This window comes from Dyella sp. 01N448 (assembly GCF_056399225.1).
The window spans coordinates 15,616-41,832 of record NZ_JBFTQX010000016.1 but is presented as its reverse complement, the minus strand read 5'-3'; the positions used below and the strand labels follow the sequence as shown (position 1 = coordinate 41,832).

Below are 26,217 nucleotides of genomic sequence, written 5' to 3'. Positions count from 1 at the left end.
GGGGCGTGTGCGGGCCGATACTCGGGCAAACCGCTGCCGATGTGATGTCCATGCGCGATCTGTTCGACGAATCCGTTCTGGCACCGCAACCCCTCGAGGTTGCGCTGACCCTGCCCGCGCGCTTCTACACCGACCCGCGCATGCTGGCGCTGGATGCACGCGCCATCTTTGCGCGCAGCTGGCAGCTGGTCTGCCACCGCTCGCAGGTGCCCGAAGTGGGCGATCACGTGGTGACCGAGATTGCCGGCCTGCCGTTGATCGTGGTGCGCGGCGAAGACGGCGTGATCCGCGCCTTCCACAACGTCTGCCGCCATCGGGCAGGACCGATCGCCAGTTGCGATGGCAAGGGCGCGAAGGCGCTGCGTTGCCGTTATCACGGCTGGACCTACGGGCTCGACGGCGTGCTACGCGGCGCGCCGGAGATGGGCCGCACGCAGGACTTCAATCCCTCCGATATCCGCCTCCCCGAAGTGCGCGTGCAGGTATGGCAGGGCTTGGTGTTTGTCGCCCTTGGCGAGGCGCCGCCGTTTGCGGAGCTGGTCGCCGGCATCGACGAACGGCTGGGGCCGGCGCGTGCGCTGGAAGACTACGTGTTCCATCACCGCGCCAGCTACGAGGTGGCGTGCAACTGGAAGGTCTACGTGGACAACTACCTCGAGGGTTACCACGTGCCGCACATCCATCCCGGCCTCAACAGCCTGCTCGACTATCGCAGCTACATCACCGAAACGGCGCCGTGGTATTCGTTCCAGTACAGCCCGCTGGAAAGCGCCGGCGACCTGTACGGCAGCGGCGAAGCGCTGTATTACTGCATCCATCCCAACACCATGCTCAACATCCTGCCTTCGCGTTTGCAGACCAATCGCGTATTGCCGCTGGGCGTGGATCGCTGCCGGGTGGAATTTGATTTCTACTATCCAGCCGATGACAGCGATGCCGCGCATGCGCGTCGCGCACGCGATGTGGAGTTCAGCGACGAAGTGCAGGATGAGGACGTGACCATTTGCGAGGACGTGCAGCGCGGTCTTGCATCGGGCTCGTACGAAGCGGGCCGGCTCAATCCGCTGAGAGAGAATGCCGTGCATCATTTCCACGAGATGGTGCGACGCGCGTATCGCGAATCGCTCGTCCAAGCCTGAACACCATGCTCGCCGCACCGCGCGCTGAACGCACGAACTCACGATCAGCAAAGCTGACGCGTTGTTGACGCGTCCTTCGCGGAAGACGCAGTCTCATCGGGTCGTATATCCAGGAGAGGCACTCATGAAGCGGCTAGTCTGGTCCGTGCTGTTGCTGTTCGGCTTGGCCACCCCTGCCGCTTTTGCGCAGGGTTTGAACGGCGTGGTGACGACGTATGCCGACCTTTATGCGGGTCCGGACGCCGGCTATCCCACCATTGCGCAGCTCCCACCGGGCACGGCCGTAGCCATTCAAGGGTGCACGCAAGGCTGGGGCTGGTGCGATGTGATCACACAGGGCTTGCGCGGCTGGGTGCCTGCGACCTTCGTGCAGTACACCTATCAGAGCCAGCCGGTCTATGTGGCCGATTACGGCGCGCGCATCGGCATTCCCATCGTCGCGTTTTCGATCGGCGCGTATTGGGGCTCGTACTACACCAATCGACCGTTCTATCGGAATCGCGATTACTGGTATAGCCGTCCATATGCGCCGCGTCCGCCGCCGCGTCCGCCGGGCTGGCATCCGGGTTCGCGTCCGCCGGCGCATGGTTATCGACCGCCCAATGGCGGGTATCGTCCGCCGCCGAACGGTGGCCATCGTCCGCCGCCGCAGGGCAACCGACCGCCGCCGCAGGGCAAGCCGCAGGGCAACCGGCCGCCGCCGAATCAGGGACACCGGCCGCCGTCGAACAACCGGCCGCCGCAGAATCCGGGTACGCATCCGCCGGGCCAGACCAGGCCGCCGGGGGGCACACCGCCGCAAGGCCATCGCCCGCCGCCCAATCAGGACGGTCACCCGCCGCCGAACCAGGGTGGCAACCGGCCGCCGTCGGGTCATGGCAACAGCAAACCGGCGCCGAAACCGCATCCTGAGTCGGGCAAACAAGCCGCCTGATGCCGCTCCCTGTGCTGACCAAGCCGGCCGCCCTCGCGCGTCGGTTTGTGTCAGCGCACGTCGGTCCCTGCCTGGCCGTCGCTGTGCGGATCAGCCCGGAACGCCGGTGTTTCCCGACGTTATGGCGCAATTGCCACACAGCGCGTGTGGCATGACTCTTGCCCCTGATTCCAGCAAGGAACGGAGTTTGGGCAGGACGCCGTCGGTTCATCCAGGCATGCGTGTTCGGGCCTGCGGAGTTGCGCTCAGCCCCTGAGGTGGGACGCTTCATCCGTGACCTGCAAGCGCAATGCCGCAGCAGCGGACTTAGCCATGAGCGTCAACGCACCCGTCTGGTCAAGGCGACGACCGTTCTCCGTCACGGTCCGCTTGCCTCTGGCTGCGGCGAACGACGGTCAGCTGCATCGACGTCGCTACATGCCGGTTGGACTGAAGTTTGTGCTCGCCCTTGCCGTCTCGCTCAGCTGGGCCGCGTTTGCCTATGCCACGGCGCAGCACTGGCTGGGCGAATTCCAAACGTCCGGCCAGCAGCTGATGGCGCATCTGCTGGTGCTCGGCATCGCGGTACTGCCCGCCTTCATGAACACCTTTCTCGCCGTGGGCTTGCTGCTCGACCGGCGGCCGCCACGCTCGCACTTCGCCGACAGCGACTTTCCCAGCGTGACGATCCTGATCGCCGCGCACAACGCGCAGGACACGATACTCGGCACGCTGGCCAGCATTGCGATGCAACGCTATCCCGCGCCCATCGAAGTGATGGTGATCAACGATGGTTCCACCGATGCCACGCTTGAGCGGCTGCGCGGCGAGTCCTATCCGTGGCTGGAAGTGCTCGACCTCAAATCCACCGGTGGCCAGGCCAATGCGCTCAATGCGGGTCTGCGGCTGGCGTCCTACCCCGTTACGGTGACGCTGGCGGCGGATGCGCACCTGCATCCCCAGGCCTTGCGTCGACTGGTGACGCGTTACATGAGCGATCCGCCGAACACAGCGGCGGTGGCGGGCGCGGTACTCGTGCGCAATTCACGGCAAAGCCTGGTGACGCGCATGCAGGAGTGGGATTACTTCCAGGGCATCGCTGCCAACAAGCGTCTGCAAAGTCTGTTTCAGGGCACGCTCGTCGCGCCAGCCGCGTTTTCGCTGTACCGCACCGACATCCTTCGGGTGATCGGCGGCTGGCCGGCGGGCGCGGGCGAAGACACCGTGCTGACCTGGGCTTTCTTGAAAGACCATCATCGCGTCGGCTATTGCGAAGACGCCATCGCATTCGCCCGCGTACCCGCGTCGCTCACACCGTTCCTGCAGCAACGCGGCCGGTGGTCGCGCGGCCTCATGGAAGCTTTCAAGGCGCACGGCTCCCTGCTGTTCCGTCGTCGCCTGAGCACTTTCCTGATCTGGTGGAACCTGCTGTTTCCCTATATGGATCTGGTCTACACCATCGCGGTGTTGCCCGCCGTACTGCTGGCCTGCATGGGCATCTATGGCCTGGCTGCCGCGATGCTGGCTTTCGTCCTGCCCGCGGCCTTGCTCGCCCATGGGGTCATCTACGCCGTGCAGGCGCGCATGTTCCGCGACCTCGGACTGACCGTGCGGCGCAACCCATTCGGCTTGCTTGGCTACGCCGTGCTGTACGGCCTGGTGCTCAAGCCGGCCAGCGTGATGGGCTATCTGTCCGGACTTCTGACGCGTCGGTCACGCGACTATTCGCGCTGAGGACCACGGCCACCAGCCGGCACGCTGCTGCGCGTAGCGATCGGCGGCACGCTCAAAGCGATTGCGCACACTGATGCCGCCGCACAAGGCGTACAAGGGCAGGAACAACGGCCCCAGCACCATGTACTGGTAGACATGGGCCCGCTCGTGGTCCGCCAGCGAAATACACGGCTCCTGGCGATGGCCCGCGCGATGCGCATAGGTGAAACACGGCGTGTCGAGCTCGTCGCACGAATACAGAATCACATTGCCCAGGGTCAGCGCCCCGCCGCTGCCCCGATGCGGCATCCGCCGAAACGCCAAGGCACATTCACGGCGGCGCCACTGAGGCCGGGCGCCCCATGGCACGCAGGCAAGGCCGGCGAGCAGGCCCAGCACACTGTTGGGCAGCGTCCATAGCGCGCCTGCCAGCAAGACGAGCCGGCGAGCTGCCGTGTTCCGGCCTTCACGCTTGCGCACGCCAGGGCTCCTTGTTTACCGCGTCGGTGGACACCATCTGATGCTGCATCGAGTTTTGGCCATCGAGGCCTGCCATGTCCACTCCGCTGACTGTTCCCTGCCCCCACTGCGCGGCTCTCAATCGCGTGCCCGAGGATCGCCTCGGCCAGCATCCCGTCTGTGGACGCTGCAAGCAGCCGCTGTTCGAAGGCAGGCCGATGGCGCTAGACGCCAACAACTTCGACGCCGTGGCGACCCGTGGCGACCTGCCGGTGGTGATCGATTTCTGGGCACCCTGGTGCGGCCCGTGCGTGAGTTTTGCGCCGGTGTTCGCCGAGGCCGCCAACAGCCTGGAACCGCAGCTGCGGCTGGCCAAGGTGGATACCGAGGCGCAACCGGCCCTGGCTCAGCGCTTCGGCATCCGCAGCATTCCCACCCTGCTGGTGCTGCGCAATGGCCGTGAAGTGGCGCGCCAGGCCGGTGCGCTCAATGGCATGCAGCTGCGCCAGTTCCTCGCCAACGCGCTGCGCTAAAGACTTACGAACTGCACGACAGCATCGAGCAGCCCGCCTTGTGCATCGCCCAGGCGGGCCGCTTCTGCGCGTAGCGTTCACGACCGGGCTGCTCGTCGTAGGGATGGCGCATCACCTCGAGCAGTTCGTGGATGCCGCTGTAGTCGCCTTGCATGGCCAGGTCGATCGCTTCCTGCGCGAGATAGTTGCGCAGCACGTAACGCGGATTGGCGGCGTGCATGCGCAACCGGCGCGGCCCTGCTGAAAGAGCGTCGCGGCGCGCGCGTGCCGCATAGCTGTTTAGCCACACCTGGAACGCAGGCTCGAATGCCTGCCGCTTGGCTTCGTCGTAAAACGCATCATGCAACGGCGCCATTGACGGCTGTGCCGGATCGACGTCCGCCAGAGCACGGAAGAACAGCGTCATGTCCACTTCCGCCTCGGTCAGCAGCGTATACAACTCGCGCATCAGCTCCACGTCGCTGTCGTCACAGGCTGAAAGACCCAGCTTGGCCGCGATCATGTCGCGATCGGCCTGCGCGTACACGGCGGCATAGCGATCCAGTCCCGCCTGCAAGGGCTCGGTACCGCTGAACAGCGGCGCCAGCGCCATGGCGAGACGACTGAGATTCCACCACGCGACATTGGGCTGCTGGCCAAATCGATAGCGGCGACGACCGGCATCGGTGGTGTTGGGCGTCCACTCCGGATCGAAGTTGTCGATCCAGCCATACGGGCCGTAGTCGATGGTCAGTCCAAGGATGGACATGTTGTCCGTGTTCATCACGCCGTGCACGAAGCCCACGCGCATCCAATGACTGACCATCAGCGCGGTGCGTTCGCAGATCTGCGCAAACCACTGCGCATACAACGCCTCGCCCTCGCCCCGGCATTCGGGGAAATCACGTGCGATGGTGAAATCGACCAGCTGTCGCAACAGCGCAACGTCGCCGCGCGCCGCCGGCAATTCGAAATTGCCGAAGCGTATGAACGATGGCGCGACGCGGCACACGATGGCACCCGGCTCCTGCTGCGGATGTCCGTCGTAGAACATGTCGCGCACCACCATGTCGCCGGTCACCACCAGGCTGAGTGCGCGGGTGGTTGGTACGCCCAGGTGATGCATCGACTCGCTGCAGAGAAACTCGCGGATCGATGAGCGCAGCACCGCGCGTCCGTCCGCGCCGCGCGAAAACGGGGTCGGTCCCGCCCCTTTCAGCTGCAGCTCCCAGCGCTGGCCATCACGCGTGAGTACTTCGCCCAACGAAATCGCGCGCCCGTCGCCCAGCTGATCCGCCCACACGCCGAACTGATGCCCGCCGTAATTGGCCGAGAACGGCTGCATGCCCTCCAGCAAGGCATTGCCGCCCAACACCTGCGCCAGCTCGGGGCTTTCCAGGTCGGCGGCGTCCAGGCCCAGGGCCTGCGCCATCTCCGGCGACCACGCCACGACGCGCGGCGAGGCCACCGGGGTGGGCGCCAGTCGGGAGTACAAAGCGCCCAGCACCTGACGCTGCCGGGAGCCTTGTTCAGGGTCGCCCGGCAGGTCGCGCACAAAGGCGTTGTCGAAGCTCAAATGAGTCATGGCGTGATCGTGCAAAAGACGCGAAGGGAAGCGCGGTTCCGCGCCATGGAAATCGGTGCTTGAGCGGGAAAATCGCAGATCATTGCGCTATTCACCTTTGTGAAGAATATGACGCTTGCTTGCGTTGGACTTAAGACGTTTTTCATGGCCTATTGGCATTTGTGTATCGCGTGTGAAGCTGCTTATATGTAGCCTGAACGGCCACGCAGGGGTGGTCCGGAGCTACGACATGCACATGCTTCTCGCCCGTTCTGCGTTAGAGCGCGGAATGCAGCTAGTAGCAGGGATGCTCAATCATCGGGACACGCAGGACGTCCGCCACCACAACGATCAGGACCGCAGCAATTTTCAGCTGGTGTCCTGGCAACCGGGCGCGCACTCTCGCCGCGAGGACGAACTCGCTCGACGTCGCCAGACTCCGTTCGGCTGAAAACCACGCAACGCTCCGCGCGCATCAAGCACCTGATGGTGCTTCAAAGATGCGCGCGATCTCGTGATCTTCAAGCGCGCGCCATTCGCCGGGCGGCAGTCCGTCCAGCGTGAGTGCGCCCACGGACACTCTCGTCAAGGTCTCCACGTGATTGCCCACCGCGGCAAACATGCGCCTGGCCTGGTGATAGCGACCTTCGGTCAGCGTGACGCGCGCGAGGCGCGGCGCCAGCACGTCGAGCCTGGCCGGTTCCAGCGGTTCGTTTTCCGATTCGAGCATCATCGTGCCGCTGGCGAAAAGCGCAGCTTCGTCGCCGCGCAGATCGGAGGCCAACGTCGCCTCGTACACTTTGGCCACCTGCGCCTTGGGTGAAATGATCCGGTGCAGCAAGGCGCCGTCGTCGGTGAACAGCAGCAGGCCCGAGGTCTCGCGATCAAGACGTCCCACCGTGGACAACGCTGGATCGCGCACGCGATAGCGCGGCGGCAACAGGTCGTACACCACACGCCCGATGTCCTTGCGTGAGCAGGTGGCGCCCAGTGGCTTGTTCATCATCAACACCAGGCCGGCCGGCGGATCGAGCGGCTCGTCGTCGATGCGGATGTGTTCGTGGGGCAGCTTGTCGTCGGCGTAGAGCACGTCGCCGTCGCTATCGGTGATGCGTCCCTCGCGAAACATCGCCGTGACTTCTTTGCGGCTGCCATAGCCGAGGTTGGCAATCAGCTTGACCAGTTTCATGCGCGCACTCCGCGTGCTTCGATCACTTTGAATCCGTCCTGCGTCACCACGGTGCGTACCTCATTGAAACGTGCGGCCAGAGTGGCCTCATAGGGAAGATGGCGATTGGCCACCAGCCAGAAGCGGCCATGCGGCAGCAAGGCGTTGGCGGCGGTATCGATGAAGGCGCGACCCAGCTCGGGGAGATCGGCGCGGCCTTGATGAAACGGCGGGTTGCTCACAATGGCGTCGTAGCGCCGCGGCAATCCCTGGGTGACGTCGTGCCAGTGGGCGGCCCATGTCACATCGCGGGCGCTGTCCTGTTGTGCACGCTCCAGATTCTGCCGCGCGGGTTCAAGCGCGCGCGCCTCCGCTTCGAACAGATCGACGGACGACACGGCGGGACAGCGCACCAACAGCTGGGTCGACAGATAGCCATAGCCGGCGCCCAGATCCGCGACGCTACCCGCCAGATCGGCGGGAAGATGCGAAGCCAGCAAGGCGGAGGCAGCATCCACGCGATCCCAGGCAAACAGTCCGGGGCGGCTGACGAAGCCGGCGTCGTTGAGGCGCGGCGCGTCCAGCGATGTCCAGCTCTCCAGCAGATCGAGGTTCACCTGCGAGCCCAGCGGCCGGGTCCAGAACACGCGGCACTTGTGCTTGGACAGCTGGCTGAGCGGCCCGGCCACACTGGCCAGATCACCCTCGGCCGACTTGGCGCCCTCGGCATTGGGAACGGCGGCAAGCACCACGCCGCCGTCCGTGGCGCGACGCACGGCCTGCGCGAACAAGGCGCGGGCCTCGTCGCGCTGGCGCGGCGGCAGCACCAGCACCAGCGGATAGCGTTCCGCCCCGCCCGGCGCCGCCACGGTGAGACCGCTGCGCGCCAAGGCCTCGGCGAACGGCTTGAAACTTTGCTCACATACCCACGACTTGCGCGCCATCTCGCGCAGCCGAAAGCCGTCGCGGGCACGCAGGAACAGCACGCGGCCATCGGCCGGCTGCGCCAGTTCGCCCGTTTCCAGGGGCACAAACAGGGCCTCCAGCGCCGCGTCCTGGGCTGCGGGAGAGAAAGAGACGGGCATCGGACAGGCGGGTCCTTGGGTGGGCGCCCTATGTTACCAACCGACGCGCTCCGTCATTCAGGCGCGAGCAGCTCCAGCTCGCTGACGAACTCCCGCGGCATGCCGCTGATGGGATCGACGAAGTGCAGCCGGCGGGCCAGCAGCTGCAAGGGCCGCGCGTGGTCGTCGGCTTGCTGCTCGGGCAGGTCCGGATAAAACGGGTCGTACAGGATGGGCGCGCCCAGCGCGGCCATGTGCACGCGCAGCTGATGCTTCTTGCCGGTGACCGGCTCCAGCGCATAACGCCAGTGCTCCGGGCGCCGTTCAAGCACGTCGATGACCGTTTCGCTGTTGGGCTCGCCCGCCACCTCGTGCATGCGGAAGAACGGCTCACCTGCTGCGATACGGGATTTCCGCACATGAGGAAATGACAACCCGGGCAGTGCCGCCGCCCAGGCCTCGTAGCGCTTGCTGATCCGGCGTTGGCGAAACAGTGCCTGATAGGCATCGCGACTGGCCGGATCGGCCGAGAACATCACCAGCCCGGCGGTATGGCGGTCGATACGATGCAGCGGCACCAGATCGGCGTTGCCCAGGGTGCGCCTCAACCGCGCCAGCACCGTTTGGTCGACGAAACCGCCCGCCGGCGTGACCGGCAGAAAGTGCGGCTTGTCCACCACCACCAGGTGCGCGTCGACATGCAACAGGGTTTCGTGAAAGGGGATCGGCATTTCTTGCGGCACTTCGCGGAAATATCGCACGCACAGCCCCACGCGATACGGCGCGTCGACATCCAGCGGCAGACCCGTCTCGTCGAGCACGCGGCCGCGGGCGAAGCGATCCTGCCATACGCTTCTTTCGATACGGGGAAACAGCGCACACAGTCCGTCCAGCACCGTGCCCCATGATCCCTGGGGCAAGTGCACCGTGCTGGCAGCGGGAGGAACAGACATCGGCAACTCCGCATCGACGAACGGCAGCTTAAACCGCCGCGGTCATTCTGCCGCGAAAACGCTGCTGCACCGCCAGGGCGGGAAGTCATCGATATGTCTTACGGCGTACACCGTTCCAACGCGTGGGGCGTTGGATAAACTCAGCGAACAACGGGTTTGGCACCCGGGGATGGCGTCACCAGAGCGCGCCGATCACCAAACGAGGCAGCACATGGATCAGCCGGCAACCCGTGCACCGCACGCGCTCACCTGGAAACGGTCACACGCATGGCGTCCCGCCGCGTGGCTGGCCGCGCTTGCGTGCCTGGCGTTGCCGTCGCTGCATGCGGCCACCCTGGATCCGGCCGTGCTGCCCCAGGTGCAGGGCGCCACGTTCGAAGTGGTCATTCCCAAACCGGTGAACGACCCCCTGAGTTATGAGAAGCCGCTGCCGTTCGACCAGCTCCCCTACCAGCAGCGCACTGACAAGTACTACTCGGTCGGCACCGCCTTTACGATTGGCGAGAACCGCTACGTCACCGCCGGCCACGTGCTCGCGATGGGCATCGACAGCCTGATGGGCGAACCTGCCGTGCGCGATGCCGGCGGCCATGTCTATGCGATCGACAAGATCACGCGTTACTCGCTGCACGAAGACTTTGTGGAGTTTTCGCTGAAGGATCCGCCCAAGGTGACGCCGCTGGCGGTGAACACGCAGCCGGCCATGAATGAAGCGGTTTACGCCGTAGGCAATGCACTGGGTACCGGCATCGTGATACGCGACGGTCTCTACACCTCGCAGACACCCGAGGAGCAGGACGGCCGCTGGAAGTGGCTGCGCTTCTCTGCCGCCGCCTCGCCCGGCAATAGCGGCGGCCCGCTGCTGGACAAGGACGGCAAGGTCATCGGCGTGGTGGTGATGAAGTCGCCCGACGAAAACCTCAATTACGCGCTGCCGATCGACCTGGTGCTGAAGGCGCCCGCCAACCTCGGCCAGATCGATACGCGCGAGAGCTATCAGCTGGACGTGATCGAGGACAAACACACTGGACCGTTCAAGGCGCAGTTCCCGCTGCCCAAGAGTTTTGCGGACTTCAGCGCGACCTACCAGAAGCTGCACAACGCCGACGTCGACCAGAAACTGCACGATCTGCTCACCGAGAACGCCGCCACCATGTTCCCCAATGGCCAGGGCGCCAACCGGCTGTTGCACGTCAATTCCGATCTGAGCGCCTTTCCGACCCTGCTACACCGCAACAGCAACGGCAACTGGGTCAGCGCCCGGGCGAACGAGAACAAGGCCCAGCTGCCCCACAACGGTTTCATCAGCCGTGCGCTGGTGGGTCAGCAGGTGATGTTTCACCTGCGCAAGCCCGACGACGTGACCAGCAAGCAGTTGTATGGCGATTCCAAGCTGTTCATGGACCTCCTGCTGAAAGGCGCGCCGATGCAGCGACGCGTGGGCTCCGAGCTGGTGAAGATCACCTCGCTGGGCGCGCCGTCGCTGCAACGCAGCTACACCGACGCCTACCAGCGCCGCTGGCAGATACGCGAATGGCAGATGGCGTACGACAACCAGCTGGTGATCGTCTTCCTGCTGCCGGTGCCTGATGGTTACGCGGCGATGGGCCGGGTCACCGAGAACCGCACCGAACACGAAGACATGGCCGACCTGACCCAGCTGGCCAACTTCGTCGACGTGTCCTATAGCGGCACGCTGGCGCAATGGAAGGAATTCCTGGCCAATACCGAGTTGTTGCCCAGCGTGCTCTCCGACATCGCCATCCGCTTCGACTATGGCGACGACTTCAAGTACCAGTCCAAGCGCCTGGGTTTTGCCTATACGCCGTCGCTGCAGAAGATCGACCCGGACAGCCAGCTCGTGCTGGGCATGTCCTACTTCCAGGATCACGGCAAGACGGTGTGGGATGTCTCCAAGGTAGAAGTGAAGTCCAACGTGGAGAACGCCGAGCATGTGATGGTGAACCGTCATGTCGCCCCCACCGACGACCTGGACGACAGCTTCCGCAACCACTGGGGCAAGATCGTCCATCGCGATCATCCGGACGACGGCGTGCCGTACAGCGAAAACGACATGACCTACATCGGTACCGTGGGCGGCACCAAGACCAGCGGCGAGACCAAGCCGGATGTGCTGTACACCGCGTTCTACGGCGTAGACGGCCCGCGCCCCGAAGATGCGATGAAGGGCAAGCTCAATTTGCTGCTGGAAAAGCTGCAGGTCAACGAACATTGAGCAGGCAGGCGCGGGCTCGGGCCCGCGCCGCGTCTTCCACCGGTTATCGCGGCTCGGTGATTTCCGTCTGCATCTCCACCTCGACCTCGGCTGCGCTGGTATGCGGCACGCGCGGCTGACTGGTCAGATGCCGGTACCAGCGCCAGGCAAGCCAGCCGGTCACGGTCAGCGCGCTGGCACCCAGCGCCAGATACACCATATGGCCCGATAGCAGCGGCGACAGCACGCCGGCGACCACCGCGCACATCAGCAGGCTGCCGAACGCCTGCACCGATGAAGCGCCGCCACGTCGATGCGGAAAGCGGTCCAGCAATAACAGCGTGAGCGTGGGAAACGCCAGCTGCACGCCGATGCCATGCAAGACCAGCGGCAGCATCGACCAGGGCAATACCGGCTCGGTGGTGACCAGCGCAATCAACAGATGCAGCGCGCACGCGAGCAACATCGAGCCGTAGCCGAGGTTGACCGTATACGCCGCGCTGCGGCGATGGGCGAGGCGTCCGGACATCCATGCGCCGGCCATCAGGCCCGCCACCGTCGGCAGGAACAGCCACGGGAAACCCTGCGCGGACAGATGCAGCAGGTCGCGAATGATGTGCGGCGCCGAGGATATGTACAAAAACAAACCGGCAAAATTCACCGAACAGGAAATCAGCAGCGGCCAGAACGGCCGGTCCTTGCCGAAATTGATGTAGCCACGCACCAGCGTGCCCGCGCGAAACGACGTGCGCGCCGCGACGGGATGAGTTTCATCGAGAAACAGCGCCAAAGCCGCCGCCAACACCAGGGTGAATCCCATCAGCACCCAGAAGATGCCGTGCCAGCCGTTGAGGAACAGCAACTGCGCGCCCACGATCGGCGCGATCACCGGGGCGATGCTGAAGATCATCATCACGCGCGACATCATCTGCTGCGCCGCCGGCCCTTCCAGGCTGTCGCGCACGATCGCGCGGCCCACCACCAGGCCGGCACCGGCACACGCGCCCTGCAGCGCACGACAGCTAAGCAGCATCACGTAGGAGGTCGACACCGCAGCGCCCGCGGAGGCCAGCGCATACACCAGCATGCCGACGACGATCACCGGCTTGCGCCCGATCGCATCGGAGATCGCGCCATGAAACAGGCTCATCACGGCATAGGTGATCAGGTACATGCTGATCATCTGCTGCAAGCCGGTGCTGTCCACGCCAAAGCGCGCGCCGATCAGCGGAAACGCCGGGAAGACGGCGTCGATCGAAAACGGGCCGATCATCGACAAGCCCGCCAGCAGCAACGGCAGGCTGCGCCGGACAGGGCGCGGGATGGGGGTCATGGGCGTGGCATGCTGGCGAGGAGCGATGAGTATAGCGGTGCCCTCTGCGCGGCTGAGCCATGACGTTCGAGGGATCATGGGCTAGGATAAATGGCACAGGGAGATGGCATGCCTCCCGCCCAGGCCATGTGCCGCGGCGAACCACCTTCGGGTTGATGATGCCTGCACCGCCGGATTTTCCCGGGGCGCAGGCGCGTGCCTGTTTCCGGGGAGTCCTTCCGAAGTTCTTCAGAAGGAGACGACAACGTGGGCTTTACCGGTTTTCTCGCCGTCGGCGTGGGAGGCGTGCTGGGTTGCTGGCTGCGCTGGATGCTCGGCGTCATGTTCAACCCCCTGTTCCCCACCGTGCCCCTGGGTACCCTGGCCGCCAACCTGGTCGGCGGCCTGTTGATGGGCGTGGTGCTGGGCGTGTTCGATCACTTCCAGACCCTGCCGCCCGAACTTCGCCTGTTCGTCGCCACCGGCTTCCTGGGTGGACTGACCACGTTTTCCACCTTCTCGGCCGAATCGACCACCCTGCTGCTGCGTGAGCAATACCTGTGGTTCGGTGGCCATCTGGCCCTGCACCTGGTCGGCTCGATCGCACTGACCGTGGCAGGTATCGCCATCACCCGCGCTGTATTGCGCTAGGAGGCCCCATGGAAACGACACAACAAGGCGTCCAGCTCAGTTTTTATACCCACACGCGGGCGCGCCACGACGGCAAACTGGTCTATGAGTGGTTGCTCGAGCACGCCCGCAGCCACGGCGTCGGCGGCGGTTCGGCGTTTCGCGCCATCTGCGGCTTCGGCAGGCACGGCGTGTTGCGCGAAGAACAGTTCTTCGAACTGACCGACGATCTCGCCATCAAAGTGGAATTCCTGCTCAGCGAGGCGCAATCGCAGGCGCTGCTGCAAACGGTTCGCGAAAGCGGCGTCGACGCAGTCTTTGCAATTGCTCCTGCAAGCTTTGGGATACTAGGCAGGACGCCGCACTCCCGCTGATCAGGCGGCGCCATCCTGCCCTTCTCGTCACCATGGCATACGAGGACCGCATGAGTCAGGATTCATTGAAGGTACGCGCCGCCAGGTTGCTCGAACACGCCGGCATTCTTCTCGATGGTTCGCGCCCTACCGACATGCGGGTGCACGACGAACGGCTCTACGCACGCGTGTTTTCGCACGGATCGCTGGGCCTTGGCGAAAGCTATATGGACGGCTGGTGGGACAGCGAAGACCTGCCCGGCCTGTTCACCCGGGTACTCGGCGCGCAGCTGGACACCGAGCTGAAGTCGCTGGACACGCTGCTCGCGCATCTCAAGGCGCGTTTCGTCAACCTGCAGCGCGGCGACCATGCGTTCGATATTGGCCGCGTGCATTACGACCTGGGCAACGATTTGTTCCAGGCCATGCTCGGCAAGCGGCTGGTGTATTCGTGCGGCTACTGGGCGCAGGCGAACAATCTCGATGATGCGCAGGAAGCCAAGCTCGACCTGATCTGCCGCAAGCTGCGCCTGCAACCCGGGCAGCGCGTGCTGGACATCGGCTGCGGCTGGGGCGAGGCGCTGAAGTTTGCCGCCGAACGCTACGGCGTACAGGGCGTGGGCGTCACCGTTTCCAAGGAACAGGCGGCATACGCGCGTGAGCTGTGCAAAGGCCTGCCGATCGATATCCGCCTGCAGGATTATCGCGAGATCAACGAACCGTTCGACGCGGTCTTTTCGATCGGCATGTTCGAACACGTGGGCGCGCTCAACTACCGCACCTATTTCGAGATCGCGCGACGCTGCCTGCACGACGACGGCCTGTTCGTGCTGCATTCCATCGGCAGCAACGGTTCGCCCAGCCGGCCGGACCCGTGGATCGAGAAATACATCTTCCCCAACTCGATGATCCCCGCCGCCAGCCAGGTGGCCGAGGCGCTGCAGAATCTGTTCGTGGTGGAGGACTGGCACAACTTCGGCAGCGACTACGACCTCACGTTGTCGGCGTGGCGGGCCAACTTCGATGCGGCGTGGCCGCAGCTGGCCGCCAACTACGACGATCGCTTCCGCCGCATGTGGCGCTTCTACCTGTCCGTCTCGGCCGCCGTGTTCCGCAGCCGCCGCGACCAGCTGTGGCAGCTCACCCTCAGCCCGCACGGCGTGCCTGGCGGATACCGTGTGCCGCGCTGAGAATGCTTGCAGCAAGCCACTTCGAGCACGATAGTGCGCATATCAGCGGGCCGGATGGTCATGGCCCGCTACGACACGTGGTCCGCTCCTGATCCGGGATTTCCCCTTGAAACTGTTTCGTCGATACGCGGCCGCCCTGGCCCTCAACCTGTTGCTCGTCACAGTCGCGGTGGCCCAGCCCGGCCTGTGGGTGGCCAAGAACGAGCACGCCACGGTCTACCTCTTCGGCACCGTGCACCTGCTGCCCTCGGACACCAACTGGCAGTCGCCCGCCTTGGACAAGGCGCTGGACGAGAGCCAGCGCCTGAGCATCGAGGTGGTCGACGACGATTCGGCGTCCATGCAGGCTCTGCTGATGCAGCACGGCGTCGACCTGAGCGAATCGCTGTCCAGCAAACTCGACGAGAAGGATCGCGGCGAACTGGAGAAGGCCGCAGAAGCAGCCAAGCTGCCCGGCGGTATCGCCGTGCTGGAACGAATGCGCCCGTGGCTGGCTGCGCTCGAGCTCACCATGGCGCCACTAATGCAGGCCGGACTCGACCCGAACCAAGGCGTGGACAAACTGCTCAAGACACGCATGCAGCAGGCCGGCAAACCCATCGACGGGCTGGAAACCGCGGAAAAGCAGATCCGCATGCTGGCTGACCTGCCCGAGGCGATGCAGCTGGAATTCCTGCGCCAGTCCTTCAAGGACGTGGCCGACGGCCCGGTCAAGCTGCACGAGCTGATCGATGCCTGGCGCAACGGCGACACCGACGCGATCGCCAAGATCGAGGACGAAGACCTGCGCAAGGACAGCCCGATGCTCTACCAAACGCTGATCGTCGAGCGTAACCAGGCCTGGGCCAAGACCATCGCTGAGCGCATGCAGCAGCCGGGGGTGAGTTTTGTCGCCGTGGGTGCTGGCCACCTGGCAGGGCCTGACAGCTTGCAGGAGCAGTTGCGCAAGCTGGGTGTGAAGACCACCCGTATCCAGAACTAAAAGCAGGCCCAGACCGCCTCTCCTGTGGGAGCGCACCCTGTGCGCGACTGCCACGCCCCACCCATCCTCAATGGTCGGCTTTCGCGCCCCAACCACCCGGCTTCACCGCTCCGCCGCCTGTCGCGCACAGGGTGCGCTCCCACAGGGCTGGCGCCATCACCCCTCGCCGGCCGGTCCCCCTTTCTGGCACCATCGTCCGGTTAAGCGCGCCCTCTGCGCGCAGCCCAACGACGCAAACCCATGAATTTGCAAGCCAATTTCGAACAGATCCCGCTCAAGGAATACGCCGAGCGGGCTTACCTCGACTATTCCATGTACGTGGTGCTGGACCGCGCCCTGCCCTTCGTGGGCGACGGCCTGAAGCCGGTGCAGCGCCGCATCGTCTATGCCATGAGCGAGCTCGGCCTGGCCGCCTCCTCCAAGCCCAAGAAGTCCGCGCGCACCATCGGCGACGTGATCGGCAAGTTCCATCCGCACGGCGACACCTCGTGCTACGAGGCGATGGTGCTGATGGCCCAGCCGTTCTCGTACCGCTACCCGCTGGTCGACGGCCAGGGCAACTTCGGCTCGCCGGACGATCCGAAAAGCTTCGCTGCCATGCGCTACACCGAGTCGCGCCTGAGCCCGATCGCCGAGGCCTTGCTGGGCGAACTTGGCCAGGGCACGGTGGATTGGGTGCCCAACTTCGACGGCACGCTGGAAGAACCCAGCTGGCTGCCCTCGCGCGTGCCGCATGTGCTGCTCAACGGATCGATGGGCATCGCCGTGGGCATGGCCACCGATATTCCGCCGCACAACCTGCGCGAAGTAGTGAGCGCATGCATCCGTCTGCTGGATGATCCGGACGCCACCGTCGCCGACCTGTGCGAGCACATCCAGGGTCCGGACTATCCGACCGAAGCGGAAATCATCACGCCGCGCAACGAACTGCTGGCGATGTACCAGAACGGCGTCGGCTCGGTGCGCGCGCGCGCCGTGTACCACCTGGACGAAGGCAACATCGTCATCACCGCGCTGCCGCATCAGGTGAGCCCGTCCAAGATCCTCGAGCAGATCGCCGCGCAGATGCGCGCGAAGAAGCTGCCGATGGTCGAAGACCTGCGCGACGAATCCGATCATGAGAACCCGATCCGCCTGGTGGTGGTGCCGCGCTCCAACCGCATCGACGCCGCCGAGGTGATGCAGCACCTGTTCGCCACCACGGACATGGAGAAGAGCTTCCGCATCAACCTCAACATGATCGGTCTGGACGGCCGTCCGCAGGTGAAGGATCTCAAGCGGATCCTCAGTGAGTGGCTGCATTTCCGCACCGATACGGTGACCCGCCGCCTCAACCATCGCCTGGCCAAGGTGGAGCGTCGCCTGCACCTGTTGGAAGGTTTGCGCATCGCCTACCTCAACCTGGACGAAGTGATCCGCATCGTCCGCACCGAGGACGAGCCCAAGCCCGTGCTGATGGCGCGCTTCGGCCTCAGCGACGAACAGACTGACTACATCCTCGAGACCAAGCTGCGCCAGCTGGCGCGCCTCGAGGAAATGAAGATCAATGCCGAGCGCGATCAGCTCGAGGAAGAACGCGCACGCATCAACGTGCTGCTGAAATCGCCGGCCAAGCTCAAGGGCCTGATCAAGGAAGAATTGCGCGCCGACGCCGCCAAGTTCGGCGACGACCGCCGCTCGCCGCTGGTGCAGCGCAATGCCGCGCAGGCGCTCGATGAAAGCGCGCTGGTCGCCAGCGAACCGGTCACCGTGGTGCTCAGCGCCAAGGGCTGGATCCGCGCCGCCAAGGGCCACGACGTCGATGCGGACGGCCTCAACTATCGCGAAGGCGACAGCCTGCTCGCCACGGTCAAGGCGCGCACCACGCAGCAGGTCGCGGTGATCGACTCCACCGGCCGCAGCTATTCCATGGCAGCGCACACGCTGCCCTCGGCGCGCGGCAACGGCGAGCCGGTCACCGGCCGCTTCAGTCCGCCCTCGGGCGCCAGCTTTGACGCACTTGCCGCCGGCGACAACGACACGCGCCTGATCCTGGCCACCGACCACGGCTACGGCTTCGTGACGCGCTTCGAGGCGCTCACCGGCCGCAACAAGGCGGGCAAGCAGATCATCACGCTGGGCGATGGCGCCAAGGTGCTGGCGCCGCAGGTCAGCGCCGATCCGGCACGCGACCGCATCGTCGTCGTCACCACCGAAGGCCACTTGCTGATGTTCTCGGTGGCCGAGTTGCCGGAGCTCGACAAGGGCAAGGGCAACAAGCTGATCGACGTGCCCAAGGCCAAGCTGAGTGCAGGCGTGAAGGTCGTCGGCGTCGCCGTGGTCACTGAAGGCAAGGGCGAAGTGACGCTCTATGCCGGCCAGCGCAAGCTCACGCTGAAATGGTCGAACCTGGTCGAGTACGGCGGCAACCGCGCCACCCGCGGCGGCCTGCTGCCGCAGGGCCTGCGCCGGGTGGAGCGGATCGAGACGACGGGCTGATCCAGCCCTTCCATCCCTTCCTTCCATACCCCTGTGGGAGCGCACCCTGTGCGCGACTGGCCTGCCTCAGGCCCCCGTCGCGCACAGGGTGCGCTCCCACAGTGTTGTTTGCCGGCCCTAGACCATCCTTCCTGTTGACGGATGCCCCGCCTGCGCCGTATCCAATGTGCTCCCGCCGCAGCACAAGGATGGTCCATGCGCACGTCACGACTGCCGGCGCTCATCGCCGGCCTGTTGTTCGCAGTAACGGCTCACGCCGCGGATACCGACCACTGGCAGGTGCCGGTGGCCGTGAAGAAACTGGACAACGGCCTCACCGTTGTCGTTTCCGAAGATCACAGCTCCCCCACCGTAGGCATCAGCACGGTCTACCACGTGGGCATGCGGCTGGAGCCGCAGAACCGCACCGGCTTTGCGCATCTGTTCGAACACCTGATGTTCGAAGGCACGCCCAATGCACCCAAGGGCACGTTCGATCGGGTGATCCAGGGCGGCGGTGGCGTCTTCAACGGATCCACCCGCGCCGACTACACCAACTACATTGCCTCCGCGCCCATCTCCGCCCTGGAACCACTGCTGTGGATTGAAGCGGACCGCATGAAGACGCTGGATTTCAGCGAAAAGAATCTCGACAACCAGCGCAACGTGGTGAAGGAAGAAATCCGCGTCAACGTGAAGAACCAGCCTTATGGTTTGTTCTTCTGGACCGACCTGGACGCGCTGGCCTTCGACAAATGGGCCAACAAGCACGACGGTTACGGCTCGTTCGAGGATCTCGACCACGCCAGCATCGCCGACGTAAAGGCTTTTCACGACACCTTCTACCAGCCCGCCAATGCGGTGCTCGGCATCTCCGGCGACGTCACGCCCGAGCAGGCCTTCGCGCTGGCGCAGAAATATTTCGGCGCGATTCCGGCCCGGCCACTCCCGGCCGGCACCGACGTTTCCGAACCGCTGAACAACAAAGGTCGGCACCTCGAACAGACCGACGCGTTGGCGAAGGCGCCGGCGATTGCCGTCGGCTGGAAAGCACCCGATCGCGGCAGCAAGGACCAGATGCCGATGCTGGTGCTGGCCCAACTGCTGGTGGGCGATGACGCTTCGCGCTTCTACCAGGGCCTGGTGAAGGGACGCGAACAACTGCTGCAAATCCAGGGTGGCGTGAACTTCGCGCTGGGCAGCGGCACCGATTACGCGGGCCCCACTTTGTTCGGCCTGTTTGCCATCTACAAGCCCAACGCCCAGCCCGACCAGGTGCTGGCTGCGCTCAACGAGGAAATCGCCAAGGTCGCCCACGACGGTGTCGACGACGCCACGCTGGCGCGCGTGAAAACCAAGATGCTCTCGGACTGGTACGGCGGCATGGAGGATTTCCTCTCCCGCGCCGACACGCTGGCCAAACTGCAAACGCTGTGGGGCGATGCCAACGTGGTGAATCAAGTGCCCGGCTGGATCAACCAGGTGACGTCCGACGACGTACGCCGCGTGGCGCAGACCTATCTCACGGACGCCAATCGCAGCGTGATCATCCGCCGCCCGGTGACGGCCCATGCCAAGGATGCCGGCGCCAAGCCGGCCAAGCACTGAGGAGAGCGAAGGTCATGATCACGACGACTCTGAAAGCATCCCTGCTCGCTGCCGCCCTCGGCTTCGCCATGGCCGCGCATGCGACCGAAGCGCCCATGCCCAGGGAACTGCCGCCCTACGGTCCCGAGCGACCGCTGCCCGTTCCGCAGATCACGCAGCGCACCCTGCCCAATGGCCTCACCGTGTGGGTGATTCCGCGCAACGGCTTGCCCAAGGTGAACGTGCAGCTGGCGGTGCTGGGCGGCACGTCGTACGACGATGCGAAACATCCTGCCCAGGCCGAGCTGATGGCCGCCTTGTTCAACGAAGGTACCGACAAACTCAGTTCCAGGCAGATCGCCGAAAAGCTGCAAGCCATCGGCGGCGACTACGGTGCAAGCGCGGGACGCGATTCCATCGGCGTCAGCGCCAGCGCGCTGGCAAGTCACTCGGACGAACTGCTCGAACTGGTCGCCGACACGGCGCTGCATCCCAGCTTCCCCGCCAAGGAAGTCGCACTGGAGAAGACCAATGCGCTGCAGTCGCTGAAGGTGAACGAAGCCGACCCGGACTGGCAGTCGATGCGCGCGTTCAATCACGCGGTATACGGCGATCACCCGTATGCGCGCGACGAACTCACCGAGGCAAGCATCCAGGCCGTCACGTCCGAATCGCTGCACGCGTTGCACGATCAACGCATGCGGCCGGAGCGCGCGCTGCTGGTGGTGGTCGGCAAGGTCGATGCGGACGAGGTGCTCAAGACGGTCGAGCAGCAGTTCGGCAGCTGGAAGGCACAAGGACCCGCGCCCGCCAATGTGGCCCAGGTGCCCACCGATGTGCCCGCGCAAAAGTTGCTGGTGGCGCGTGCTGGCGCGGTGCAGACCAATATCCGCTTTGGCCAGCCCACGGTCCCCCTGCGCGATGCGGACTTCATCCCGCTCACCGTGGCCAACACCGTGCTCGGCGGCGGCTTCAGCAGCCGCATCACGCAGGACATCCGCGAGGACAAGGGTTATTCGTACAGCCCCTATTCCACGCTGGACGTGCGCCGCAACGGCGGCAACACGCTCGCCGTGGTGGATGTGCGCAACGAAGTCACCGGCGCCACGCTGGGCGAACTGTCCAGGCTCTACCAAGGCATGGGCACCGAGCCGGCCAGCCCGGAAGAACTGATGCGCGCCAAGCGCCTCATCGCGGGCATCTACCTGCTGCGCAACCAGATCCAGTCGGCCCTGGCCAATACGCTGGCGCGCTATTGGGTGAGCGGCATGCCGCCCTCATTCATGACCACGTACGTCACCGACACCGGCAAGGTCACCGCCGAGCAGGTGCAGGCGATGGGGCGCAAGTACTTTGCGCCGGAGAAACAGAGCATCATCCTGGTCGGCGACCCCAAGGCGATCGATCCGCAGTTGAAGGCGATCGGCAGCTTTACGCCGTACAAGCCCTGAGCAACCCCGCGTGGCGGCGGGAACTCCCGTCGCCACGCGTCGTCCAAAGGGGGACGTGTCCACACCGGCGACGGTGGCGCGTTATAGGCCTCACGTCCCCGGAGTTTTTCCATGAAGATCGTCCGCACCACCGTTTTCGCCGCCGCCAGCCTGCTGGCGGCAACGGCCTGGGCACAGAGCGCCGACCAGTCGCTGAACCTGAAGCTGCCGGCCAATCTTCCCGCCGCCAGCGCCAGCGCGGCACCGCCGCCACCGCCGGCCACCACGGTGGCCAACAGCACGGGCCAGGCGACCAAGTCCAACGGCAACGCCACCGCGCAGGCCGCCAACCAGAACGGCAGCTACACCAAGGATCCGCCGGGGACCTATTACGGCGACACCAGCGGCGCGATGGGCGACACCCAGGCGGCCGTCGGCGTTGCGCCGGCCGTGACCTGCGACGACGCCACCTACAACCAGCCGCAGGTGCATGGCTCGGTCACCACGGGCGTGGTTGCCGGCAACCACTTCAGCGGCAACTACACCGGCGGCGGCGTCACGCTCAGCCAGGCCTTCGGCAGCTGCGAACACCCGACCGGCGGCATGAGCATCTCCGTGGGCGGCACCCAGGGCCACTTCGGCCGCTGAGCGCCGGCAGGCCCTGCCTGGACTCGCATCCGGCCCCGCCTGGGGCCGCCGGGGTCGAAAGTTCTTGGAAAGGGTCGGTGGTCAGACTGACCCCATGATTTACTGTCATCTTTCCGCGTGGCGCATGCCCCGGACTTCCCCGATTGGCTGCTGCGGAGCTCCCCAGTGATTCAAGACGTCGAGTTCCGCTATGAAGGCGGTCGCAGCGGTGTGCTGCTCATTCATGGCCTGACCGGCACCCCGACCGAGATGCGCCTGCTCGGCAAGGGCCTCAATCGCGCCGGTTACACGGTGTATGGCATGCAGCTGGCCGGTCATTGCGGCGACGTCGACGACCTGCTGAAGACCGGCTGGCGCGACTGGTACGCCAGCGTGGAAGCTGCCGCCGACAAGTTCCGCCACGAGGTGGATCACCTGTTCGTGGCCGGCCTGTCGATGGGCGCCGTGCTGGCGCTCAAGCTGGCCGCCGAGCGTCCGGAATGGGTCAAGGGCGTGGGCGTCTACGGCGCCACCTTCCGCTATGACGGCTGGGCCATTCCGTGGATCGGCAAGTTCTCCTTCCTGCTGCCCCTGCTGCACCGCCTGGGCATCGGCAAACACCGCATGGTGCACGAGGGTGAACCGTACGGCATCCGCGACGAGCGCCTGCGCGCGCAGATCAGCAGCGCCATGCTGAGCGGCGACAGTGCCGCCGCCGGCCTGCCCGGCAACCCGTGGCCGTCGCTGGGCGAGATGTACAACATGGCTGCGGTGGTAAAGCGCGACCTGCCCAAGGTGGCGGCGCCCTGCCTGATCGCCCACGCCACCGAAGACGACATCGCCAGCATCGAGAACGCCTATCTCGTGCAGCGCGGCGTGTCCGGCCCGGTGGAGACGCTGTGGCTCAAGGACAGCTACCACATGATCACGGTGGACCGGGAACGTCGCCTGCTGACCGACCGCTCGGCGGAGTTCTTCCGCCAGATCGCCGCCACCTACGAACCCGTCGCGCGCGCTGCGGCCTGAGGACTCGCCATGAGTCCCCTGGTTGTCGCGTTGTGGCTGCTCAACGTCACGCTCGATACCGTCGGCCAGCTGTCCTTCAAGGCAGCGGCCGGCGATCCGCGAGCCGGTGATGGCGTTGCGCGTTGGAAGTACATGGCGGCGCGTCCGTGGATCTGGATCGGCGTGCTCTCCTACGTGGCCGAATTCCTGGTCTGGATCGCCTTCCTGTCGCTGGTCGATTTGTCCGAAGGCGTGCTGCTGGGTTCGATCAACATCGTGGTGGTGATGATCGCCGGCCGGATCCTGTTCAAAGAAAAGCTGACGCCGCTACGCGTGACCGGCATGCTGCTGGTGACCGCGGGCGTAGCCATTGTCGGCATGGCCGGAGGCTGAGAAATGTCGATGAAGCTAGCCCGTTTCTACGCCATCGGCTTCACCATCCTGGTGTTGTTCGACACGCTGGTGCAGCTGAGTTTCAAATACGCCGGCGACCATGCGTTTCCGCCCGAGGCGAACTGGGCGTGGATCTTGCGTGTGTTTGGCCATCCGTGGATCTATGTCGCGGTGATCGGCTACGTCGGCAACTTCTTCACCTGGATGACCCTGCTCAAGCACGCGCCGATCGGCCCTGCGTTCGCCGTCACGCACCTGGAAGTGGTGAGCGTGATGCTGTTCTCCGTGTGGCTGTTCCATGAGCCGCTGACCGCCTCTCGCATCATCGGCGCCGTCGCCATCGTGGCCGGCATCATCTGCCTGGCGTTCGCGGAAAGTGGCGCGCATCCGGAAGGCGATGCGCCGACCGAAGCGAAGGGCGCGCTCGGCGTCGTGGCCGGCGACTGACCAGACATCCCCCATGTCCCGCGAGCTACCGCCCACCGCCGGCCTGCCGCTACAGCTGAGCGATCTGTGGCCGGGCCGTGCGCCGTTCGCGGACCAGGTCGCTGCGTGGCTGGGCGTCGAACAGCTGCAGCTCGAATGCTCGGGCACGGCGGCCATGGTGGTGGCGCTCAAGGCCATGCATGGCCTGCGTCCGCAGCGCGACGAAGTGATCGTCCCCGCGTGGACGTGTCCGCTGGTGGCGCTGGCCATTCATCGTGCAGGCCTCAAGCTGCGCCTGTGCGACCTCGCGCCGAATCACTTCGATATGGATGTCGCCCAGCTTTGCGCATTGGGCAGCGCCAAGACGCTGGCCATCGTGCCGACGCATCTGGCCGGTCGCGTAGCCGACGTCAATGCGGTGCTCGACGTAGCCCATCGCGTGGGCGCCTACGTACTGGAAGACGCCGCGCAGGCGCTGGGCGCAAAGCAGAACGGCCTCAGCGTCGGCCTGCTGGGCGATGCCGGCTTCTTCAGCCTCGCCGTCGGCAAGGGACTCACCCTGTTCGAAGGCGGCCTGCTGTTGACGCGCGATCCTGTCTTGCGCGCGGCGTTTGCTGCCAGCCACCAGGCCAATATTCACGCCGACACAAAAATGGACTGGCAGCGTGCGCTCGAACTGATCGGCTACGCGTTGGCCTATCGCCCGTCGCTGTTGGCTTGGGCGTATGGACGTCCATTGCGAAAAGCATTGGCGGCCAACGACCCGGTGGCAGCGGTCGGCGACGATTTTGGCCCCGATATTCCGATGCACACCGTGAGCGACTGGCGGCAGTCGGTGGGTGCGCGTGCGCTGCCCCGACTTCCGGCCTTTCTCGATGCCACGCGCATACAGGCCTTGCGTCGGGTGGAACGTCTGCGGCGCATACCCGGCATTACCGTGTTCGACGATGCGCAGGGCCAGCAAGGCGTGTGGCCCTTCCTGCTGCTCACCTTGCCCGACCAGGCCAGGCGCGATGCGGCGCTGAAGACGCTGTGGACGGCCGGCCTCGGCGTCAGCCGGCTTTTTATCCACGCCCTGCCCGACTACGGCTACCTGCGCGACATCGTCGCCGATGCCGAGCTGCCCAATGCGCGTGCCTTTGCCGCGCGCTCGCTCACCATCACCAACAGCCCCTGGCTGGATGACGCGACGTTTGAAGCCATTTGCGTCGAGCTGGAACGCGCGACGGCCTGAACACCACGTTCAACGCGTCGGTCGTTCATGACTTTCCAATCGCTGTCCCGTGGACAGAAACAACAGCGCACCCACACCAAGGCTCAGGCACGGACCAACCACCGACATGCCCATGCCGGAAGGAATGCTCACCCCCATCATCACCGCCGCATTGGACGCGGCGTGCATCAACACGCACAACAAAATGCTGCGCGTGCGGGTGTATAGCCAGCCAAACAGCAGCGCATTGCCCATCACACCCACCAGGAACAGCGCGAAGCCCGCGTGGTATTGCGCCACGCCCGGCAGGAAGAACAGCGGCAGATGCCAAACCGCCCAGATCGGCCCGATCAGCAGGGCCGCACGAGCGGCACCGATGGTCCGTGCCCACTCCTCCTGCGTGATGCCCCGCCAGCCCAGCTCCTCCAGGCCGCCGCCGATGATGGTCAGCAGCAGGTAGAGCGGAAACTGATACCACGATCGAATGCTGACGAGCGACGCCAGCGCGGGCTTCAAGGCCACGGCGACGCCGATCGCGAACAAGCCCAGCGCGACCGGTAAACCCAGCGCCACCAGATACCACACGGGCCGCACCCGCCAACGCAAAACCCGCTGATTGAACTCGCGCAGCGGCGATTCATGGCGCGTGCACCACACGGCGACATAGGCGGCAATGGTCGGGCCCAAGCCGCCCAGCACATACAAGGTCATGAAGGGCCATGTGCCATAGCTGGTGGCCTGCGCCTGCGCCAGCGCGACCAGTGCGCCCCAGGCCAACCAGGTGATGGCGAAGGTGACGCCAAGAAAGATCAACGCGCGACGACTGGCGGGAAAGTGCTCGGTCATACGATGGCATCGCCTCGAACGTTGCCGGAACGAGCCGGCTCTCGATACGCCTGCGGCATCCTTGCC

25 protein-coding genes and 1 riboswitch are annotated in these 26,217 nt (G+C 65.1%); of the genes, 18 read left to right on the top strand and 7 right to left on the bottom strand.

Annotated features, from left to right (window positions below; all coding sequences use genetic code 11):
• The first annotated feature begins 50 nt into the window (after positions 1–50).
• The 3 genes from AC1DKY_RS18795 (at position 51) to AC1DKY_RS18785 (ending at position 3,786) form a co-directional block, all read left to right on the top strand.
• A complete protein-coding gene (locus AC1DKY_RS18795) occupies positions 51–1,139 on the top strand; it encodes an aromatic ring-hydroxylating oxygenase subunit alpha (protein WP_441605095.1) in 1,089 nt (362 codons plus the stop codon).
• Between the two features lie 124 nt (positions 1,140–1,263).
• Positions 1,264–2,073: an SH3 domain-containing protein gene (locus AC1DKY_RS18790; protein ID WP_441605094.1), complete on the top strand. Its 810-nt coding sequence runs from the start codon at positions 1,264–1,266 to the stop codon at positions 2,071–2,073.
• 312 nt (positions 2,074–2,385) lie between these two features.
• Positions 2,386–3,786 carry a glycosyltransferase family 2 protein gene (locus AC1DKY_RS18785; RefSeq protein ID WP_441605093.1) on the top strand — a complete coding sequence of 467 codons (1,401 nt, stop codon included), beginning with the start codon at positions 2,386–2,388 and terminating at the stop codon, positions 3,784–3,786.
• Here AC1DKY_RS18785 and AC1DKY_RS18780 read toward each other — a convergent pair.
• Positions 3,766–4,245: a hypothetical protein gene (locus AC1DKY_RS18780; protein WP_441605092.1), complete on the bottom strand. Its 480-nt coding sequence runs from the start codon at positions 4,243–4,245 to the stop codon at positions 3,766–3,768. The two genes, AC1DKY_RS18785 and AC1DKY_RS18780, sit on opposite strands and share 21 nt — an antisense overlap.
• A 74-nt stretch (positions 4,246–4,319) precedes the next feature.
• On the opposite strand from AC1DKY_RS18780, the gene trxC reads away from it, so the two are divergent.
• Complete coding sequence (gene trxC, locus AC1DKY_RS18775) at positions 4,320–4,757, top strand: thioredoxin TrxC (RefSeq protein WP_441605091.1); 438 nt, start codon at positions 4,320–4,322, stop codon at positions 4,755–4,757.
• 4 nt (positions 4,758–4,761) lie between these two features.
• On the opposite strand, the gene AC1DKY_RS18770 is transcribed toward trxC, so the two are convergent.
• Positions 4,762–6,321 (bottom strand): protein adenylyltransferase SelO, encoded by a 1,560-nt coding sequence (locus AC1DKY_RS18770; protein WP_441605090.1) that lies wholly within the window; start codon positions 6,319–6,321, stop codon positions 4,762–4,764.
• Between the two features lie 229 nt (positions 6,322–6,550).
• Between AC1DKY_RS18770 and AC1DKY_RS18765 the strand changes: the two genes are divergently transcribed.
• Positions 6,551–6,751 (top strand): hypothetical protein, encoded by a 201-nt coding sequence (locus AC1DKY_RS18765; RefSeq protein WP_441605089.1) that lies wholly within the window; start codon positions 6,551–6,553, stop codon positions 6,749–6,751.
• Positions 6,752–6,775: 24 nt separating this feature from the next.
• Here AC1DKY_RS18765 and AC1DKY_RS18760 read toward each other — a convergent pair whose 3' ends face one another.
• The 3 genes from AC1DKY_RS18760 to AC1DKY_RS18750 are packed head-to-tail and all read right to left on the bottom strand — an operon-like array spanning position 6,776 to position 9,485.
• The gene (locus AC1DKY_RS18760; protein ID WP_441605088.1) at positions 6,776–7,489 is read right to left on the bottom strand and encodes a pseudouridine synthase; all 714 of its coding nucleotides are present in this window, start codon (positions 7,487–7,489) and stop codon (positions 6,776–6,778) included.
• Positions 7,486–8,553, bottom strand: a complete 1,068-nt coding sequence (locus tag AC1DKY_RS18755) for a class I SAM-dependent methyltransferase (protein ID WP_441605087.1) — start codon at positions 8,551–8,553, stop codon at positions 7,486–7,488. Before AC1DKY_RS18755 ends, AC1DKY_RS18760 begins: the two co-directional genes overlap by 4 nt.
• A gap of 53 nt (positions 8,554–8,606) precedes the next feature.
• A complete protein-coding gene (locus AC1DKY_RS18750) occupies positions 8,607–9,485 on the bottom strand; it encodes a pseudouridine synthase (protein WP_441605086.1) in 879 nt (292 codons plus the stop codon).
• Between the two features lie 211 nt (positions 9,486–9,696).
• On the opposite strand from AC1DKY_RS18750, the gene AC1DKY_RS18745 reads away from it, so the two are divergent.
• Positions 9,697–11,721 carry a S1 family peptidase gene (locus AC1DKY_RS18745; protein ID WP_441605085.1) on the top strand — a complete coding sequence of 675 codons (2,025 nt, stop codon included), beginning with the start codon at positions 9,697–9,699 and terminating at the stop codon, positions 11,719–11,721.
• A 43-nt stretch (positions 11,722–11,764) separates the two neighbouring features.
• Here the strand turns inward: AC1DKY_RS18745 and AC1DKY_RS18740 are convergent, their stop codons facing one another.
• Positions 11,765–13,033 (bottom strand): multidrug effflux MFS transporter, encoded by a 1,269-nt coding sequence (locus tag AC1DKY_RS18740; RefSeq protein WP_441605084.1) that lies wholly within the window; start codon positions 13,031–13,033, stop codon positions 11,765–11,767.
• A gap of 90 nt (positions 13,034–13,123) precedes the next feature.
• Positions 13,124–13,205, top strand: a riboswitch (Fluoride riboswitch).
• A gap of 74 nt (positions 13,206–13,279) precedes the next feature.
• On the opposite strand from AC1DKY_RS18740, the gene crcB reads away from it, so the two are divergent.
• The 12 genes from crcB to AC1DKY_RS18680 all read left to right on the top strand — a co-directional run bounded on the left by crcB (position 13,280) and on the right by AC1DKY_RS18680 (position 25,326).
• Positions 13,280–13,663 carry a fluoride efflux transporter CrcB gene (gene crcB, locus AC1DKY_RS18735; protein ID WP_441605083.1) on the top strand — a complete coding sequence of 128 codons (384 nt, stop codon included), beginning with the start codon at positions 13,280–13,282 and terminating at the stop codon, positions 13,661–13,663.
• A gap of 8 nt (positions 13,664–13,671) precedes the next feature.
• Positions 13,672–14,016 (top strand): DUF190 domain-containing protein, encoded by a 345-nt coding sequence (locus AC1DKY_RS18730; RefSeq protein ID WP_441605082.1) that lies wholly within the window; start codon positions 13,672–13,674, stop codon positions 14,014–14,016.
• 50 nt (positions 14,017–14,066) lie between these two features.
• Complete coding sequence (gene cfa, locus AC1DKY_RS18725) at positions 14,067–15,185, top strand: cyclopropane fatty acyl phospholipid synthase (protein WP_441605081.1); 1,119 nt, start codon at positions 14,067–14,069, stop codon at positions 15,183–15,185.
• A gap of 106 nt (positions 15,186–15,291) precedes the next feature.
• Complete coding sequence (locus tag AC1DKY_RS18720; protein WP_441605080.1) at positions 15,292–16,167, top strand: TraB/GumN family protein; 876 nt, start codon at positions 15,292–15,294, stop codon at positions 16,165–16,167.
• Between the two features lie 240 nt (positions 16,168–16,407).
• A complete protein-coding gene (gene parC / locus AC1DKY_RS18715) occupies positions 16,408–18,645 on the top strand; it encodes a DNA topoisomerase IV subunit A (protein WP_441605079.1) in 2,238 nt (745 codons plus the stop codon).
• A gap of 195 nt (positions 18,646–18,840) precedes the next feature.
• Positions 18,841–20,232, top strand: a complete 1,392-nt coding sequence (locus AC1DKY_RS18710) for a M16 family metallopeptidase (protein WP_441605078.1) — start codon at positions 18,841–18,843, stop codon at positions 20,230–20,232.
• 14 nt (positions 20,233–20,246) lie between these two features.
• Positions 20,247–21,662 carry a M16 family metallopeptidase gene (locus AC1DKY_RS18705; RefSeq protein ID WP_441605077.1) on the top strand — a complete coding sequence of 472 codons (1,416 nt, stop codon included), beginning with the start codon at positions 20,247–20,249 and terminating at the stop codon, positions 21,660–21,662.
• Between the two features lie 111 nt (positions 21,663–21,773).
• Entirely contained in the window at positions 21,774–22,289 is a 516-nt protein-coding gene (locus AC1DKY_RS18700; RefSeq protein WP_441605076.1) for a hypothetical protein, read from the top strand.
• Between the two features lie 165 nt (positions 22,290–22,454).
• The gene (locus tag AC1DKY_RS18695; RefSeq protein ID WP_441605075.1) at positions 22,455–23,294 is read left to right on the top strand and encodes an alpha/beta hydrolase; all 840 of its coding nucleotides are present in this window, start codon (positions 22,455–22,457) and stop codon (positions 23,292–23,294) included.
• A 9-nt stretch (positions 23,295–23,303) separates the two neighbouring features.
• Positions 23,304–23,666 (top strand): EamA family transporter, encoded by a 363-nt coding sequence (locus AC1DKY_RS18690; protein WP_441605074.1) that lies wholly within the window; start codon positions 23,304–23,306, stop codon positions 23,664–23,666.
• A gap of 3 nt (positions 23,667–23,669) precedes the next feature.
• Positions 23,670–24,113, top strand: coding sequence for a DMT family transporter (locus tag AC1DKY_RS18685; RefSeq protein WP_441605073.1), 444 nt, complete (start codon positions 23,670–23,672; stop codon positions 24,111–24,113).
• Between the two features lie 13 nt (positions 24,114–24,126).
• Complete coding sequence (locus AC1DKY_RS18680) at positions 24,127–25,326, top strand: DegT/DnrJ/EryC1/StrS family aminotransferase (RefSeq protein WP_441605072.1); 1,200 nt, start codon at positions 24,127–24,129, stop codon at positions 25,324–25,326.
• A gap of 9 nt (positions 25,327–25,335) precedes the next feature.
• Here AC1DKY_RS18680 and AC1DKY_RS18675 read toward each other — a convergent pair whose 3' ends face one another.
• The gene (locus AC1DKY_RS18675) at positions 25,336–26,151 is read right to left on the bottom strand and encodes a CPBP family intramembrane glutamic endopeptidase (RefSeq protein WP_441605071.1); all 816 of its coding nucleotides are present in this window, start codon (positions 26,149–26,151) and stop codon (positions 25,336–25,338) included.
• Positions 26,152–26,217: the final 66 nt, after the last annotated feature.

Excerpts from the sequence above, each read along its gene's own strand:
- AC1DKY_RS18795 (WP_441605095.1), top strand. The coding sequence starts at position 51 with ATGCGCGATCTGTTCGACGAATCCGTTCTGGCACCGCAACCCCTCGAG.
- AC1DKY_RS18790 (WP_441605094.1), top strand. The coding sequence starts at position 1,264 with ATGAAGCGGCTAGTCTGGTCCGTGCTGTTGCTGTTCGGCTTGGCCACC.
- AC1DKY_RS18785 (WP_441605093.1), top strand. The coding sequence starts at position 2,386 with ATGAGCGTCAACGCACCCGTCTGGTCAAGGCGACGACCGTTCTCCGTC.
- trxC (WP_441605091.1), top strand. The coding sequence starts at position 4,320 with ATGTCCACTCCGCTGACTGTTCCCTGCCCCCACTGCGCGGCTCTCAAT.
- AC1DKY_RS18770 (WP_441605090.1), bottom strand. The coding sequence starts at position 6,321 with ATGACTCATTTGAGCTTCGACAACGCCTTTGTGCGCGACCTGCCGGGC.
- AC1DKY_RS18765 (WP_441605089.1), top strand. The coding sequence starts at position 6,551 with ATGCACATGCTTCTCGCCCGTTCTGCGTTAGAGCGCGGAATGCAGCTA.
- AC1DKY_RS18760 (WP_441605088.1), bottom strand. The coding sequence starts at position 7,489 with ATGAAACTGGTCAAGCTGATTGCCAACCTCGGCTATGGCAGCCGCAAA.
- AC1DKY_RS18755 (WP_441605087.1), bottom strand. The coding sequence starts at position 8,553 with ATGCCCGTCTCTTTCTCTCCCGCAGCCCAGGACGCGGCGCTGGAGGCC.
- AC1DKY_RS18750 (WP_441605086.1), bottom strand. The coding sequence starts at position 9,485 with ATGTCTGTTCCTCCCGCTGCCAGCACGGTGCACTTGCCCCAGGGATCA.
- AC1DKY_RS18745 (WP_441605085.1), top strand. The coding sequence starts at position 9,697 with ATGGATCAGCCGGCAACCCGTGCACCGCACGCGCTCACCTGGAAACGG.
- AC1DKY_RS18740 (WP_441605084.1), bottom strand. The coding sequence starts at position 13,033 with ATGACCCCCATCCCGCGCCCTGTCCGGCGCAGCCTGCCGTTGCTGCTG.
- AC1DKY_RS18730 (WP_441605082.1), top strand. The coding sequence starts at position 13,672 with ATGGAAACGACACAACAAGGCGTCCAGCTCAGTTTTTATACCCACACG.
- cfa (WP_441605081.1), top strand. The coding sequence starts at position 14,067 with ATGAGTCAGGATTCATTGAAGGTACGCGCCGCCAGGTTGCTCGAACAC.
- parC (WP_441605079.1), top strand. The coding sequence starts at position 16,408 with ATGAATTTGCAAGCCAATTTCGAACAGATCCCGCTCAAGGAATACGCC.
- AC1DKY_RS18710 (WP_441605078.1), top strand. The coding sequence starts at position 18,841 with ATGCGCACGTCACGACTGCCGGCGCTCATCGCCGGCCTGTTGTTCGCA.
- AC1DKY_RS18705 (WP_441605077.1), top strand. The coding sequence starts at position 20,247 with ATGATCACGACGACTCTGAAAGCATCCCTGCTCGCTGCCGCCCTCGGC.
- AC1DKY_RS18700 (WP_441605076.1), top strand. The coding sequence starts at position 21,774 with ATGAAGATCGTCCGCACCACCGTTTTCGCCGCCGCCAGCCTGCTGGCG.
- AC1DKY_RS18690 (WP_441605074.1), top strand. The coding sequence starts at position 23,304 with ATGAGTCCCCTGGTTGTCGCGTTGTGGCTGCTCAACGTCACGCTCGAT.
- AC1DKY_RS18685 (WP_441605073.1), top strand. The coding sequence starts at position 23,670 with ATGTCGATGAAGCTAGCCCGTTTCTACGCCATCGGCTTCACCATCCTG.
- AC1DKY_RS18680 (WP_441605072.1), top strand. The coding sequence starts at position 24,127 with ATGTCCCGCGAGCTACCGCCCACCGCCGGCCTGCCGCTACAGCTGAGC.
- AC1DKY_RS18675 (WP_441605071.1), bottom strand. The coding sequence starts at position 26,151 with ATGACCGAGCACTTTCCCGCCAGTCGTCGCGCGTTGATCTTTCTTGGC.